Below are 13619 nucleotides of genomic sequence, written 5' to 3' on the forward strand. Positions count from 1 at the left end.
ATAGATACAATATTTATAAACAACTGTAAACAAACTCATAATAATGAGGTATTTATTCATTAGCTTAATCAGCTTAGCACTTTTAGGATGTAGTACTTCACGTGAGTATTATAATCCACTCAATTTTAGTCATAATAAAGTAAAAATAGATATCCAAAAAACATCAAAAAATATAGATAGATATAAATCAATAACCCCTATCTGGTTTATAACAGGACAAAATAACTCTGATGAGCTTCTATATGGTTTTGGAACAGGCGAGACTTTAAATCAAGCAACGAATAATGCCCTCGTAGACATGACTCAAAGGCTACAAATTATGATCTCTTCAACTACAAGCTTTGAAAATATTATAAATGATAATAATATTTCGCAAAAACTAATTCAACAAATTACCACACAAACTGCTAAATTCAATATTCCTAACTATAATATTACCAATCAAGCAAAGTCTTATAATACTTATTACGTTGAATTACAAATCAATAGAACACAAACTATTAATAATTTACAAAATATAATAAGAAGTAATATTTACCAAGCAACTAAATTCTTAAATAATACTAAAAATAAAAGCTCTTTATATAGGTTTGATATAACTCAAGATGTCAGTAGTAATATTAAAATTATCAAAAGTAGTTTTAGAACCTTGTTAATCCTATCTCCTAGTATAAATATTGATCAGCAAATGATAGAACTAAATAATATTGAAAATAAACTTATAAACCTAAAAAGAAGTATTCATATATATATAAATAAACAAAATAGTGGATTTTTTTATAGCTCTTTAGAAAAGTTTTTAAAGGTCAACAATTACATAATATTAAATAACAAAACTTCTGCAAATATTTATATTACTCTAAAATTAGAAAACTATAATAACACTTATAAAGATCAAAGCTATTGTTTAGATAATAAAATCGAACTTCAAGTATCTGACAATATCTCAGGGCAAATATATCCAAAACAATATAAAGTTAAAGCATGCTCAAAACAAGGTAGATTAGTAGCTATAGACAAAGCGACTCAAATATTTTATTCTCAGTTAGATAACGCAAAAAGAGTTTATTAAATAATGAGCATAAAAATAGTCCCTGAAAAAATCGCTAAAATTAACTCTCATAAAACTCGAAAAAAGATAACTAATTCTACTTTTTCAAGTAAGGAGCTTATAAGTAAAGCCTCACACTTAAAAATAACTATTGAAGTTGCAAATAAAGAGTTAAAAAAGATAAATCTACCATACTTAAATGAAACAGAAATAGTTTTTTATTCTCCAAAAAAAATCATCCTACAAAGTCATAGAGAGATATTAAAATCAAAACTCAAAGAACTCCATGACCAGTTTGTTTGCAGATTAAATAAAAACACTCTTTTCTCACAACTTAATAAAATAGATATGATTATAGACTATAGTAAGCCTCATAAAGGAAAACCTAAACAAATAAATAAGAATACGAAAGAAGCAATTGAAAAATTAAAAAAAGAATTAAAGTTATAACTATTTCTCGTCAACAGTTTCTAAAGCAATTTCCATCATATGTGTAAATGATTGCTCCCTTTGTTTTGAAGTAGTAGATTCACCCGTGACGAAGCTATCGGAAATAGTAACAACTGCTGCTGCTTTTTTACCAAGTTCATTAGCTGTAGCAAATAATGCAGCTGTTTCCATTTCTACTAATCCACATTTATGGTTTTTAACTATTTGCTTATAGTCAGTTGTATCTTTTCTATAAAACACATCACTACAATGCGCTTTTGCAACTTTAAGCTCAACATCTAATCTTTCTGCTGAGCTTACTAGTTTTTCATTTAGTTCTTTATTAGCAGAGACATTACGAACATTATTGCCTGTAGTAATTTTTATATAGTCAGATTCACCGTAGCTTTCATCAATTAAAACAACATCATATACTTCAAATTCAGTTTTATATGAGCCTGCAGAACCTATTCTTATAATATTTTCAACATTATAATATTTAAAAAGCTCATAAGCATAGATACCCATACTTGGCATACCCATACCAGAACCCATTATGCTTACTTTTTTGCCTTTATAGGTGCCTGTATAAGCATACATATTTCTAACAGCGCTAACCCTTGTGATATTTTCTAAATAATTCTCCGCTATATATTTAGCCCTTAATGGATCTCCAGGCATTATTACTGTTTTTGCAAACTCTTCTTTTGTTTGTGCTTCTATATGAGGAGTAGGTAATGACATATCTCTTTCCTTATTAATTGTAATAATCTAAAACTCTTGGTTTATATTAGCATAATTAGAAAAATTTTCTTATTTTTCTAATATATTTATATAATTAATTATTCTAAATTTATATGAAAAAGTAAACTTATACAAGTTACATTTATTTTTAATATATTAAAGATTTTCCTTCGGGGAGGTATTATTTGAATCATCCTGATCATCTGCAATAGGAGCTATAACTTTAGCATCTTCTTCTTTTGGCTTATAGCTATCTCCATAGTCTCCTGGTTCACGTACATCACGTCGTGCCATTAGATCATCAACTTGCATTGCATCTATAGTTTCATATTTTATTAGTGCGTCCGCCATAGAATGTAAAATATCTATGTTTTCTTCTAGAAGTTTTTTTGCTTTTGTATAACTTGCTTCTATCAATTTACGAACTTCTGAATCAACTTCTCTTATAGTAGAGTCAGAAAGCTTAACAGATTTTCCACCACTGCCACCAAATGGTCCATCATCTTCAACATCGTACAAAATTGTACCCATAGAATCAGAAAGACCCCAACGAGCCACATAATTACGCGCAATGTCAGTAGCTACTTGAATATCGTTAGAAGCCCCTGTAGTCACATAATCATAACCAAAGATAAGTTCCTCTGCTATTCTACCACCAAATATACTACATAAGCGACCATGAAGTACTAACCTACTTTGGCTAACAGTATCACCTTCTGGCATATACATAGTTACACCAAGAGCTCGACCTCTTGGTATAATACTTACCTTATAGACAGGATCATGTTCTGGCATTAATCTACCTATTATAGCATGACCAGCTTCATGGTAAGCTGTTAGCTTTTTCTCTTTCTCTGTCATAGCCATAGAACGTCTTTCAGATCCCATTAAGATCTTATCTTTCGCTTTCTCAAAATCAGCCATAGATATTATTTCTTTAGAATCTCTAGCAGCAAATAAAGCTGCTTCATTTACAAGATTTGCAAGTTCCGCACCTGAAAATCCAGGAGTACCACGAGCAATCCAATCTGGTCGAATATCATCACCAAGAGCAACTTTTTTCATATGTACTTTTAATATTGCTTCACGACCTTTTACAGTTGGTAACCCAACATCAACCTGTCTATCAAATCTACCAGGTCTTAATAATGCTCTATCTAAAACATCAGGTCTATTCGTAGCAGCAATTACAATAACACCTTCATTGTCAGCAAAACCATCCATTTCTACAAGCATTTGGTTAAGAGTCTGCTCTCTCTCATCATTACCACCGCCCATACCAGAACCACGATGTCTTCCAACAGCATCTATCTCATCAATAAATACTAAACAAGGCGCCTTTTTCTTAGCTTGATCAAACATATCACGTACACGCGATGCACCAACACCAACAAACATTTCAACAAAATCAGAACCTGAAATTGAGAAAAAAGGTACCTTTGCCTCACCTGCAATAGCTCTAGCTAATAAAGTTTTACCAGTACCTGGAGGCCCAACCATCAATACACCTTTAGGAATCTTACCGCCAATTTTTTCATATTTTTTTGGCTCACGCAAAAAATCAACAATCTCAGCAACTTCTTGTTTTGCTTCATCAACACCTGCAACATCTTCTAGAGTTATTTTGATCTCGTCTTCGCCAAGTAATTTTGCTTTACTCTTACCAACAGAGAATGGCCCACCTTTACTTCCACCACCAGCTTTTACCATCATATATATGAAAAAACCAAATATTAGCAACATTGGTAACCAGTTTAGTAAAAATGCTAAAAATAAATTTGGTTTTTCTGGTGCTTTAGCTTTTATTGTGGCTTTACTATCTTCAAGCTTATTAACTAACCTTCCATCCAAAAGTGGTGCATAAGTTACAAAACTCTCACCAGAGGTTGTTTTACCTTTAATAGTTCTACCATCAACATCAACGGAGCTTATTTGATTATCTTTTAATTTTGATACAAAAGATGAATAATCTAAACTATTAGATGATGATCTTGTATCATTAATACCATTGAATAGTAACAACATTCCACCAATGATCAAAACCCAAAAAATAATATTTTTTAACATATTATTTTTATTATCATTATTTTGTGCCATATAATTATTTTTACCCTATTTTTCTTTAAATTTTTAAAACCTAATTTTTGACTAGTATACTATATTAAAAAAATCGCTTATTAGCTAGTTGTTTTGTTAAATAATTGTATATACTTCATCATACATAGAAGTTAAAACTAAAATATCTCTGATAAAATTGTAAATTTAAATAACTCTTCTAACATATCTTTATAGTATCTAGACTTTTCTGTATCTACATATCTCCAAAGTAAAATTTCATCTTCTATCGTATCATGGAAAAATACTGTGGCTAATTTGCCCTTTTCTTTACCATAAAAAGTGGTATCACAGACTAGTGTTACAACTCTAGGATTATGATCTTTTTTTTGGTATTTCATGGCTATGAATTTGAATATAAACTCATCTTTTAGTCTTATCATATTCAATAGCTAAATCTGCATAGGTTTAATATTTAAATATATATTTATAGAATAAAATTTTTATAAGCTTTTTAGGTTGTCTATTTGAGCTAAATGATACTCCAGAGACTTTACATTTATAATGTTGAATGCCTATTTATTTCCCTTTTCTCTTTGTTTTTTTGATGCATAATTTGGACATACCTTAGTATTTTTCTTTACAGCCACTTGTAAACAATCCTTTTAAACCTTTATTTTTACAATACTTACAGCTATGTTTTTAAACTGTCCCTGTTATTCAATACCACTTTATAAAATATTTTTATTCCTTGCTTTTATGCAGCATCTAAAATACCAGAATATACTTCATCAGGAGTCATATATCCAATACTAGAATGTAGTCTTTCATTGTTGTAAATATCAATATATTCTTTGATACCTACTTTAGCCTCTTTCATAGTTATATATGATGCCGGATAAACATTTTCATATTTCAGTGTTCTCCAAAATCTCTCAATTGCAATATTATCTATAGATCTTCCTTTAGCATCCATAGATATATTTATTTTATTATCAGATAATATTTTAATATGCTCTTTTGCTGTATATTGAGTTCCTTGATCAGAGTTAAAGATATCAGGTTTACCATATTTAAATAACGCTTCTTTTAACACACTAGTTGTTAGATGTGTATCCATAGTATTAGAAATCTTCCAAGCTAGTGTTTTCTTGCTATGCCAATCTATTATGGCTGCTAAATATGCATACCCACATTCTAGTCTAATATACGTGATATCAGCACTCCATACCTTATTAGCTTTATCTATAACAACCTGATTCGTCTCATTTTTAAATACATTAAGTAAGTATGGATATTTCTTGTGTTGCTTATTAATGACAGTTGTCTTTTTTTTAGGATACAATGCCTTAATACCCATGAATTCCATAGCACTTTTGATTAGCTTCCTTCCAACTATAAATCCTAATCTATTTAGCAACTTTACTAGCCTTCTCGTACCATAATATGGATGTTTAGTATGTATCAAATCTATTGCATTTAATAGTTTAATATCATCATTACTACTAAATTTTGATATTGGTGTATAATAGTACACACTCTTAGATACAGATAATAGTTTAAGCTGATTATTTAAAGATAATTCTAGCTTAGTATCTACAGAGTTTACTCTATCATTTGATGATACCAAGCTTTTTAGCTTTCCCATTAAAAAATCCCTCTCTACTATTACCTCGCCTAGTTCTTTACTTGTTGCATCTTTATCTTTTCTAAGCTCATCTATTTCCTGCTTATACTCCTTAACAACAGAGCTTTTATCAAATGCTAAGCAAGCATTAGATAAAAATTGCTGCTTCCAATTATGCACGTTTTTAGGAAGTAAATCATACTTACTTGCTATCTCATTAACTGTCATATCGCCTTCTAGCAATTCTATAATTACTTTAGCTTTAAAATCAGCTGTATACGTTACTCTTTTTTTACTCATTTATCTATTTCCTAATTTATCTAGTTAAGTTTAACATCTAGGAATAAAAATCTTTCTAAAATCAGTAGCTTTTTCTGGGGACATTATAGAATTACACTTGCTTCCTTTATACCAGTATTACTTGTGAAATTAACAGAAAAAAGTATTCTATTTATACCTTTTATTGTTCTTATATTATGTATTATTTTGCTAATAACCTTTATTATTTTAAATATAATTAATATAGAAAACAAAAATTCTTAATCTCCGTAATGCTCTTATAGTAATAAAGATTTACTGTAGATCACACAACCATCTGTCAGATAGATACCCCTAATTTTATAAAATCAACAGTATTGGATGTCCTCTTTTGTTTTCGTACATAAGCATTAAAGCAGTATACACGAAAAAAAGACAGCCTCTATTAATAAACAATACAAGTAATATCCCATACTTATCTGATGCATTTAAAAATGATCTACCCCATCAATTTATGACATTTGTTAACTTAATTGTCCATTATATATTTAAATATTGAAGATTTAGTATCTTCTCTAGTTTCATATTTTTCATCATGAATTAATTCTACTTTTAGAGTTCCAAAGAAACTCTCACAAGTATTATTATAACAACAACCTTTATAGCTCATGCTTGATAATAGCCAATTTTCACCTATTAGCTTTTGAAACTTATCTGTGAACCTCTATCAGAATGAATGATTATACCTATAGGAAATTCCTTATAAACAATGCCATATTTAAAGCACTACATACAGCCCTACTTTCATTCTTTTATCCATAACACTATCTTATAATATACGCATAAATATAACTATCTTTTCTGGGTAGGAATATATGTAATATCAATAACTCATTTTTGATTTACATATTAAGCATTGAAGTCCTGATCTAACAAGTTATCTGTTATTTTTTATTATGATCAGAGTTAGTTGTAACTTTGTGTTTTCTGCTTGACTTTGTTATGAATGCATACCTTACGTATTTTGGTTTGCAAAGTATGCTGCTGCCTTTTTTAGAATTTCTTGCTCAGTCTATGCTTTCTTAAGCTTTTTTTGTGCATATGTTTTTCTTTTTATCAGTTAAGACAACTATTTTATCCTCTTAGATACACCTATCCTAAAAAACCGTACCACTATATTAAAATACTAGAAATAACTCATAGAGATTTTTATGTTAAAGTAATTCTTTTATATACTTACCTGTGTACGACTTTTTACACTCCACAATCCCTTCAGGAGTTCCTTCAAATATAATTTGACCACCTTTATTACCACCTTCAGGCCCTAAATCAATAATCCAATCAGCCACCTTAATAACATCTAAATTATGCTCAATAATTACTACAGTATTACCTTTATCACGTAGATCCATAATTACTTTCAAAAGCTGGTGAATATCATAAAAATGTAAACCTGTAGTAGGCTCATCAAGTATATACAATGTTTTACCTGTAGAACGCTTAGAAAGCTCTTTTGCTAACTTAACTCGTTGTGCTTCTCCACCAGATAATGTCGTAGCACTCTGACCTAATTTAATATAGGTTAAGCCAACGTTCACTAAAGCCTCTAATTTAGCCTTAATACTCGGTACAGCATCATAAAATACTAGAGCTTCTTCAACTGTCATTTCTAAGACTTCATAAATATTTTTACCTTTATATTGCACAGACAATGTCTCACGATTATAACGTTTACCCTCACAAACATCACATGCAACATATACATCTGCTAAGAAATGCATCTCCACTTTAATAACACCATCACCTTGACAGGCCTCACACCTTCCGCCACGAACATTGAAACTAAATCTACCAGCGCTATAGCCTCGAGCTCTTGATTCTGCTGTAGCTGCGAATAATTCTCGAATAGGTGTAAACACTCCGGTATATGTTGCTGGATTTGAGCGAGGAGTTCTACCAATTGGTGATTGATCGATATCAATAACTTTATCTAGATGATTAAAGCCTTTATGTGATTGATATTCCATCGGCACTAAAGTACTTCTGTTTAATAATCTTGAAGCTAAAGGATATAGTGTTCTATTTATAAGTGTTGATTTACCAGATCCAGAAACACCTGTTACACAAGTAAGCACGCCTATTGGAATTTTTAAATCATTACCTTGGAGATTATTTCCAGTAGCCCCTTTTACTTGTAGGTATCTATTTTTGCTTGCTTTTAGTCGTTTTTGTGGGATTTCTATTTTCTTACGTCCACTAAGATAATCAGCTGTAAGAGATTTCTTATTATTAACAATAGTCTTATAACTTCCTGCAGCTATAACCTGACCACCATGTACACCAGCCATTGGCCCCATATCGATTATATAATCCGCTTGACGAATAGCATCTTCATCATGCTCAACTACTATTACAGTATTACCAAGACTCTTAAGATTATGCAATGCATCAAGTAAACGTTGGTTATCTCTTTGATGAAGTCCAATAGATGGTTCATCTAATATATACATTACCCCAACAAGACCTGCTCCTATTTGACTAGCAAGACGGATACGCTGAGCCTCACCACCAGAAAGAGTATCTGCTTGTCTGGCAAGATTTAAATATTCTAGACCAACATTTTCTAAAAACTGTACTCTTAATTTAATTTCTTTAAGTAAATTCTCTGCTATTACTTGTTGTTGACCAATAAACTTTAAACCATCTAACCAATTTAATAGATCTTCTATCGATAAGCCACAGACATCTGCGATATTCTTATCTGCTATAAATATATTACGTGCGTACTCATTAACTCTAGCGCCGTTACATGATTTACACTTAAGATTACTCATTAACTCATAAAGATCTTTTTTGACAATATCTGAGTCAGACTCATAATATCTACGTTCAAAATGAGGAATAACCCCTTCAAAAGTTTTGTTCCTAACTTGCCTACCACCTCTTATCGAGTCAATGGTCATCTTAATTGTTTCATTTCCTGAACCATATAAGAGAATATCTTGTATTTTCTTCGGTAATTTTTCAAAAAATTCATCCAAAGAAAAACCATAATGTGTAGCTATAGATTCTAACTGTGAATAATAATATTGATTTGCTTTGTTCCATTTAACAATAGCACCACTTTTTAATGATAAACTTGGATCTGTAATAATTTTTTTCTCATCAAAAAACTCTTTAACACCTAGTCCATCACAGCTACTACAAGCTCCTAAGGGACTATTAAATGAAAAGATCCTTGGTGAGAGTTCTTTTAAAGCAAAATTACAGAGTGGACAAGCGTGCTTTGATGAAAATAATATATCTTGAACATCTTCATCACTCATATTTACTAGTCTAATAATACCTTCACCTAGATCAAGAGCTGTCTCTATTGACTCAGATATTCTCTGCTGGTTATCCTTTTTAGGTTTAAATCTATCAACTACAACATCAATATTATGTTTTTTATAACGATCTAATTCTGGATATTCTTCATCAAGATTATAAAACTCACCATTAATTCGTACTCTAATATAGCCTTGGGCTAATATCTTATCCAATAAAGTGTGATGAGTACCTTTTTTCTCTGAAACTACAGGTGCTAATATCATTAATCTAGAATTATCATCAAACTCTAAAACTTTATCAACCATTTGACTTATAGTCTGAGCCTTTAATTCTATTTGATGTATTGGACATCTAGGTGTACCAGCTCGAGCAAAAAAAACTCGCAAATAATCATATATTTCAGTAACTGTCCCTACTGTTGATCTTGGATTATGAGAAGTTGTCTTTTGGTCTATTGAAATAGCTGGTGAAAGTCCTTCAATATGCTCAACCTCGGGCTTATCCATCATTGATAAAAATTGCCTTGCATATGATGATAAAGACTCTACATACCTTCTTTGACCTTCAGCATATAGAGTATCAAAAGCTAAAGATGACTTACCAGAACCGCTAAGTCCTGTAATAACAGTTAATTTATCTCTAGGTATTTCAACATCGATACTTTTTAGATTATGGGTTTTTGCACCCTTAATGATAATTTTTTTCATAAAGAACTTATTGTTAGAGGGATGTTATCTCGATTACTTATATTCTACTTCAATAATCTGATAAGATACCTTGCCTTTAGGAGTATCTAAAGCGACTTCATCACCTTCTTCTTTTTTTATTAAAGCACGAGCTAGAGGAGCTGCTACAGATATTTTATGATTATCTATATTTGCTTCATCTTCACCAACAATTTTATAAGTTGTTTCTTCTTCAGTATCAATATTCATCACTGTAACAGTTGATCCAAAAATAACCATGCCATTAGCAGAAATTTTTGTTACATCAATAACTTGTGCATTAGAAAGTTTTGATTCGATATCTTTAATTCTACCCTCTATAATACCTTGTTTTTCTCTCGCAGCATGATATTCAGCATTTTCTTTTAAATCACCATGTTCACGTGCTTCAGCAATAGCTTCAATAATACTTGGTCTTTCAACCTTCTTAAGCTGATCTAACTCCACTCTTAAAGCCTGTTCTCCTGCTGGAGTCATAGGTATTCTACCATTCGTCATTTTTGTATTCTCCTTTAATCAATAAACATAAAAGTTATTCACACGTATATAGTCCACCACTCTCTTTAGCCTGGCTATCTGTATAGATCACTCTACCCACTAAATTTATAATTAATGCAGCCTGATATTTATTAGTCCTATCACAATATGTGATATTTCCATTTCCTGTTGCCATAAAGCCATTAGGGCTAATTTTTACATAGCTTGGATTACCAGATAAATTTATATATAAATTTTCATCATGGCCTTCTCCAAGATTACCAATAATAGTATCTCCATTGGCAGCATTATAAATAATATTACCGTTAGGGCTTTCAAAAGCCACTATCGGTCTATCTCCCCACCTTGTATCATCCTTTCCTGTAAAACATTTAAAAGTATTAGAATCAAGCTTTCCTTGTTTATCAAAGCTTGCTTCTGCATCAGCAGCACACACAATAACGGTTTCTCCATCAGAGCGCACTCTAATAACACTATATTCGGTAAGCTTCTGTAGATTAGTCAGTCTAGTCTCAGCAAATGTTTTATAGTAAAAAGTAAAGGAGCTAATAGCAGCCATCATAAGTATAGTCATAATAGCAATAACTACCATAACCTCAACTAATGAGAAACCTTTCTTTTTGGACAACATCATTATTTAACTTTTCACCTTAGCTATTAACTGCTTAGTTGACTCATCTAAATGTTTGTACTCATCCGATAAACCATCATCCATAGCTTTTAAAATATTTTTTCCTAACTTTTTACCAAGTTCAACACCCCATTGATCATAGCTATTAATATCCCATAAAGCGCCTTGAACAAATACTTTATGTTCATATAATGCTATCAACTCTCCTAGAGAATATGGGCTTAGCTCTTCTAACAAAATAGTAGTACTTGGTCTATTACCTGGTACTACTTTGTGAGGGGTAAGCTCTTTAGCTTCGGACTCACTTAAACCAGAATTTAAGAGCTCATTATAAACCATATCATACGATTGTCCAAACATTAGTGCTTGAGACTGTGCAAAACAGTTCGCAAGTAAAGCTTTTTGATGATTCTCATAATTATGATGACTATTTGCAATAGCTACAAAATCAACTGGAATAAAAATATTTCCTTGATGCAATAATTGATGAAAAGCATGCTGTCCATTTGTACCAACACCTCCCCAAACAACCACCCCCGTTTGATAATCAACAGTTTGTCCAAGTAGGTTTACAGATTTACCATTGCTCTCCATATCAGCCTGCTGAAGATAATCTACAAAATAGCACAACCTCTCATCATACGGCAATAAAGCCTGAGATTGGCTATTATAAGCACAAGAATAATAGCTTGCCAATAATCCCATCATAACTGGAATGTTTTTGCTAATATCAGTTTCATTAAAATGCTTATCTACAGAATATGCTCCAGCTAGTAATTTCTCAAAATTATCATAACCTATAGCAAAAGCTATCGACATACCTATTGATGACCATAGCGAGTAACGACCACCAACCCAATCCCACATTTTATAACAATGTTCTAAATCTATTCCAAATTCTTCAACTTTATCTAATTTACTTGATATCGCAACAAAATGATTAGCTACAGCCTTAGAGTCTTCATAATGGTCAAGCAGCCATTCTCTAGATGAAGTAGAGTTTAAAAGAGTTTCTTCCGTAGAAAATGATTTTGACGCTACTATAAATAAAGTAGTCTCTGGTTCAACAACATGAAGAGCTTGTAATAATGAGTCAGCATCTACATTTGACACAAAATGTACTTTAAGACCTGTACAATGGTAAGGTTGTAAGGCTCTAACGACCATTTTAGGCCCTAAGTCAGATCCTCCAATCCCAATATTTACAATATCTGTGATTTTTTTACCAGAGAAACCCTTCCATTGACCAGATATGACTTTTTCAACAAGCTCTTTTACGCGTTGTTTCTCTTGTTTAACTTCTTGGCGAATATCTTGACCATCTACAATTAAAGGGGAATCTGAAAAATCACGTAATGCGGTATGTAGTACAGCTCTATTTTCGGTAGAGTTAATCTTTTCACCCGCAAACATTTGTGAGATTTTATCTTTCAGTCTTGAATTTTCAGCTGATTTTACCAAATCTGTTAAGATTATCTCATTAACAATATTTTTTGAAAAATCAAAATATACACCATCGTGAGTCAATGATAGTTTATTAGCTCGGTCACTATCTTTCTCAAATTCTATTTTTAAATTAACATCTTGTTGCTTTAGCTGCTTTTTAGCATTATTACAAAATAGCATTTAATCTATCCTCATATTTTGCATGCGATATAAACAATAAAATATCTCCAAAAGAATATGATATGTCAACCTTATCTTCCGTCGCATAATTTCTTGCACCTGTAGTTGTATCTATACTTAAGCTCTCTCCGCTTAAAGGATATCTTAAACCATTATAATATATATCTCGCGCAGATCCAAAAGGCATCACTGAAAACATTTTACCTCTTACATCAGTTATCGAAAATTCTTTTGGTATAAAAAAATACCTAGAATATTTATCGATGAATTCTATATTAATTTTTTTCATATAATTCTTAGCTATAGAAATATTGCATAAAAAATGATCCATCTCCCCTTCGGAAGCACCAAATACAAATACTTTGGATACTCCTTGAGAGATTATATAATTAAGAGATTTCTCAAAATCAGTAAAGTATTGATCTTTATCAATTAAGAACAGCTTATTATTTACGGCTACAGATGAGTCAAAATCTCCAATTACTTTTTTAATTTTTGAATTTAATTGATCAGCTTTATTTATTTTTCCATATGCCCCATCAGCACAGAAAATTGGTAAATTATAAAAGTTGCTTTGTATGTACTGCTTACAAAAGCTCAAATCAATTTTACCATTAAGAAAAAGTATAGCTTGAGACATAAAAT

The 13619-nt window shown here is 31.2% G+C and carries 12 protein-coding genes; 2 read left to right on the top strand and 10 right to left on the bottom strand.

All coding sequences use genetic code 11. The features are described 5' to 3' along the window. Nucleotides 1-43: 43 nt before the first annotated feature. Nucleotides 44-1072, top strand: coding sequence for an LPP20 family lipoprotein (locus CDV26_RS06050; RefSeq protein ID WP_088772513.1), 1029 nt, complete (start codon nucleotides 44-46; stop codon nucleotides 1070-1072). Nucleotides 1073-1075: 3 nt separating this feature from the next. Then, nucleotides 1076-1501, top strand: coding sequence for a hypothetical protein (locus CDV26_RS06055; RefSeq protein ID WP_088772514.1), 426 nt, complete (start codon nucleotides 1076-1078; stop codon nucleotides 1499-1501). Here CDV26_RS06055 and deoD read toward each other — a convergent pair whose 3' ends face one another. The 10 genes from deoD to CDV26_RS06105 all read right to left on the bottom strand — a co-directional run bounded on the left by deoD (nucleotide 1502) and on the right by CDV26_RS06105 (nucleotide 13614). Beyond that, entirely contained in the window at nucleotides 1502-2224 is a 723-nt protein-coding gene (gene deoD / locus CDV26_RS06060) for a purine-nucleoside phosphorylase (RefSeq protein ID WP_088772515.1), read from the bottom strand. Between the two features lie 156 nt (nucleotides 2225-2380). Next, on the bottom strand, nucleotides 2381-4321 hold the full coding sequence (ftsH, locus tag CDV26_RS06065) for an ATP-dependent zinc metalloprotease FtsH (protein ID WP_169709719.1): 1941 nt from the start codon (nucleotides 4319-4321) through the stop codon (nucleotides 2381-2383). Between the two features lie 137 nt (nucleotides 4322-4458). Continuing rightward, nucleotides 4459-4722, bottom strand: a complete 264-nt coding sequence (locus tag CDV26_RS06070; RefSeq protein WP_088772516.1) for a hypothetical protein — start codon at nucleotides 4720-4722, stop codon at nucleotides 4459-4461. A 314-nt stretch (nucleotides 4723-5036) separates the two neighbouring features. Then, nucleotides 5037-6206, bottom strand: coding sequence for an IS3 family transposase (locus CDV26_RS06075; protein ID WP_088772517.1), 1170 nt, complete (start codon nucleotides 6204-6206; stop codon nucleotides 5037-5039). 487 nt (nucleotides 6207-6693) lie between these two features. Further along, nucleotides 6694-6834, bottom strand: a complete 141-nt coding sequence (locus CDV26_RS06080) for an IS3 family transposase (protein WP_088772518.1) — start codon at nucleotides 6832-6834, stop codon at nucleotides 6694-6696. A 544-nt stretch (nucleotides 6835-7378) separates the two neighbouring features. Further along, nucleotides 7379-10201, bottom strand: a complete 2823-nt coding sequence (gene uvrA, locus CDV26_RS06085; protein ID WP_088772519.1) for an excinuclease ABC subunit UvrA — start codon at nucleotides 10199-10201, stop codon at nucleotides 7379-7381. 33 nt (nucleotides 10202-10234) lie between these two features. Then, nucleotides 10235-10717, bottom strand: coding sequence for a transcription elongation factor GreA (gene greA / locus CDV26_RS06090; RefSeq protein WP_088772520.1), 483 nt, complete (start codon nucleotides 10715-10717; stop codon nucleotides 10235-10237). 34 nt (nucleotides 10718-10751) lie between these two features. Next, nucleotides 10752-11351: a type II secretion system protein gene (locus CDV26_RS06095; protein WP_088772521.1), complete on the bottom strand. Its 600-nt coding sequence runs from the start codon at nucleotides 11349-11351 to the stop codon at nucleotides 10752-10754. 3 nt (nucleotides 11352-11354) lie between these two features. After that, nucleotides 11355-12974, bottom strand: a complete 1620-nt coding sequence (gene pgi / locus CDV26_RS06100; protein ID WP_088772522.1) for a glucose-6-phosphate isomerase — start codon at nucleotides 12972-12974, stop codon at nucleotides 11355-11357. After that, nucleotides 12961-13614: a thiamine diphosphokinase gene (locus CDV26_RS06105; RefSeq protein ID WP_088772523.1), complete on the bottom strand. Its 654-nt coding sequence runs from the start codon at nucleotides 13612-13614 to the stop codon at nucleotides 12961-12963. Before CDV26_RS06105 ends, pgi begins: the two co-directional genes overlap by 14 nt. Nucleotides 13615-13619 lie beyond the last annotated feature (5 nt).

The organism is Francisella halioticida, from assembly GCF_002211785.1.
In the GTDB taxonomy this organism is placed as follows: Bacteria; Pseudomonadota; Gammaproteobacteria; order Francisellales; family Francisellaceae; genus Francisella; species Francisella halioticida.

Coding starts and splice junctions, on each gene's coding strand:
- CDV26_RS06050 (WP_088772513.1), top strand. CDS start 44: ATGAGGTATTTATTCATTAGCTTAATCAGCTTAGCACTTTTAGGATGT.
- CDV26_RS06055 (WP_088772514.1), top strand. CDS start 1,076: ATGAGCATAAAAATAGTCCCTGAAAAAATCGCTAAAATTAACTCTCAT.
- deoD (WP_088772515.1), bottom strand. CDS start 2,224: ATGTCATTACCTACTCCTCATATAGAAGCACAAACAAAAGAAGAGTTT.
- ftsH (WP_169709719.1), bottom strand. CDS start 4,321: ATGGCACAAAATAATGATAATAAAAATAATATGTTAAAAAATATTATT.
- CDV26_RS06070 (WP_088772516.1), bottom strand. CDS start 4,722: ATGATAAGACTAAAAGATGAGTTTATATTCAAATTCATAGCCATGAAA.
- CDV26_RS06075 (WP_088772517.1), bottom strand. CDS start 6,206: ATGAGTAAAAAAAGAGTAACGTATACAGCTGATTTTAAAGCTAAAGTA.
- CDV26_RS06080 (WP_088772518.1), bottom strand. CDS start 6,834: ATGAGCTATAAAGGTTGTTGTTATAATAATACTTGTGAGAGTTTCTTT.
- uvrA (WP_088772519.1), bottom strand. CDS start 10,201: ATGAAAAAAATTATCATTAAGGGTGCAAAAACCCATAATCTAAAAAGT.
- greA (WP_088772520.1), bottom strand. CDS start 10,717: ATGACGAATGGTAGAATACCTATGACTCCAGCAGGAGAACAGGCTTTA.
- CDV26_RS06095 (WP_088772521.1), bottom strand. CDS start 11,351: ATGATGTTGTCCAAAAAGAAAGGTTTCTCATTAGTTGAGGTTATGGTA.
- pgi (WP_088772522.1), bottom strand. CDS start 12,974: ATGCTATTTTGTAATAATGCTAAAAAGCAGCTAAAGCAACAAGATGTT.
- CDV26_RS06105 (WP_088772523.1), bottom strand. CDS start 13,614: ATGTCTCAAGCTATACTTTTTCTTAATGGTAAAATTGATTTGAGCTTT.